Here is a 2134-nt window from a genome sequence, read left to right as displayed (position 1 = left end):
ATCATTTTGTTTTTGAAGTACCAAAGAATACAAAAATTAATAGATAAATAATTTATTATCAATAGGTAGTTCTTGGTAAATATAATAATTTCTAAGAACTAGCTTAATGTACTTTCTTGTTTCACGGTAGGGAATATCTTCAATGAATATTTCAATATCACCTTGATAGCGAGACTTTACCCATCTCTTCATTGCAGATTCCCCTGCATTATAAGAACCAATAACCATTGGAAGGTATTTGAATAGTTTCTTCAAATCCTCTAAATACTGAACACCAAGTGCCATGTTAATATCGACATCGTATAGGTCTTCAGTATTTTGAAAAGGTATTCCATGTTTTCTTGCTAACTTCTTTGCTCTTGAAGGAATAACTTGCATTAATCCATAAGCATCAGCAAAACTTCTAGCTTCTTTATTGAAAGCAGATTCTTGTCTTATGATTGAATAGGCGAGGTTATTATCAAACTTATTTTCTAAGTATTTAGATTCTAGACCCGGCTTAGGATAGATATATTGAATGAATTTTTTTTCAATTTCGTTTCTTTGGTCTTCATCCATATTGAAAAAAGTTCTTAAACTTCCTTGAAAGTTTCTTGCTCTATTCATTCTCTCTAAAAGTGAAAGCTTACTAGAGTCTGATTTACTAGAATAAATCAGCCCATCTAAATACTTTTTAGCTGAGTCGTATTCTCCAAGCGCAATTAGCCAGTCAAATAGATTATCTTTTGATGACTCAATAACTTCTTGGTTTAAGTCATCTTTGAGACCTAGTGCTCTTCTGGCTTGAATTCCATAATATCCATATGGATTTAATTCAACAGTCTTAGAGAAGTAGGGGAGAGACTCTTCAGCTTTCTTTTCTTTAGAGAGAGATTTTGCGAGCCAGTAGCTAAACTTTGATACTTGATCAAATTCACTATGTAGTTCTAAAAGTAATCTGCTTGATTCTGAATAGTTTTTACTTTTGTATTCTAACCATGCAAGTTGCCAGAGAATATCTTCCTTTTGCTCTTTACTGCTAAGTTCTACAGACTTTTTTAAGTAGTAAATTGCCGATTTTATTTTTTTATCTTCCTTCGATATTCCTGCAAGGAGATAGTAAATAGTGGCCTTTTGTTCATTTGTTGCCACATTTCTATTTAATGTATTTGTTAAGACCTTCTTAGCAAGAGGAAGGTTATTCTCAGTCCATGTCGCTCTTGCCCATCTTGTCCTTGCTTCAACTAGCTCATATTCATACTGTGATCCAAGTAAGACCTTATTTTTTTCAATCCATGATACAAGAGTTTTAGTAGAACTTTCTGCTAGATCTTTTCTTCGCTTATTCTTAAAAACACGAGTAATTCTATGCCATGAATTAATTTTTGTTTTTAAATCTATATTTTCATTCTTTATTATAGATTCATACGTTTTTATGGCCGTGTCATATTCTCTCGCTTTTTCAAAGTCTCTAGCGACAGAGTAGAGTTGGTCATCACTAGGTGCAGTAATAAAGCGTGGAGAGACTTTTTGTAATTCTTCATTATAAAGAGTTACAAGTTCTGTTATTTGCTCATCTTCAGCAATCTCAAGAGCATTTCTTATATACTTTTCTTTCTCTTCTTTTCGAGTCTCAAATGGGTATAGAGAGAAGTTATGCTTTGCTTGCCAAAGTTTAATACTCTTTTTCTTCGCAACCTCATAAGAGACTTGGTAATAGTCTTGTTCTAACCATTTTTCTATCTCTGTGCTTTCCCAGATTGAAATTAGTTTTGGTACTGTCCAGTCACAAGATTTAAGTGCTCGAATCAGAGCTAGGCTCTTGAGTGGAAAGTCCTTAGTTTCAATCAGTTCCTCATACTCAGAGCAGGCCTTTAAGTAGAATTTATTGTTGTAGTCTAGATTTGCTTGATGAAACTTTTGAGCAAGAATATCAGACTCTGTCAGTTCCAGCTTTCCGGTGAGGTTTAAAAAGCTTGGATTAGGTGGACTCATAACCCTTGTTGAGCAAGAGGTGAGTAAGAGTAGTAATAAAATATAGCTTGTGAATCGTTTATTTTCCATGGCTTAAGTCTATTTCTCATCGTTAAGAAAAGCAAACGACTAATTCATTGAAATATTACACAACCCTTTGATTATTGGAAGATTTTATACT

At 33.3% G+C, this 2134-nt stretch carries 1 protein-coding gene; it reads right to left on the bottom strand.

Features of this window, described 5'->3' with window-relative positions; translation table 11 throughout:
• Positions 1-36: 36 nt before the first annotated feature.
• Entirely contained in the window at positions 37-2043 is a 2007-nt protein-coding gene (locus tag ABX784_RS17135; RefSeq protein ID WP_372656282.1) for a transglycosylase SLT domain-containing protein, read from the bottom strand.
• Positions 2044-2134 lie beyond the last annotated feature (91 nt).

Source organism: Halobacteriovorax sp. (genome assembly GCF_041587335.1).
Classification (GTDB): domain Bacteria; phylum Bdellovibrionota; class Bacteriovoracia; order Bacteriovoracales; family Bacteriovoracaceae; genus Halobacteriovorax.
This window is presented reverse-complemented; position numbering and strand designations above follow the sequence as displayed.

Excerpts from the sequence above, each read along its gene's own strand:
- ABX784_RS17135 (WP_372656282.1), bottom strand. The coding sequence starts at position 2,043 with ATGGAAAATAAACGATTCACAAGCTATATTTTATTACTACTCTTACTC.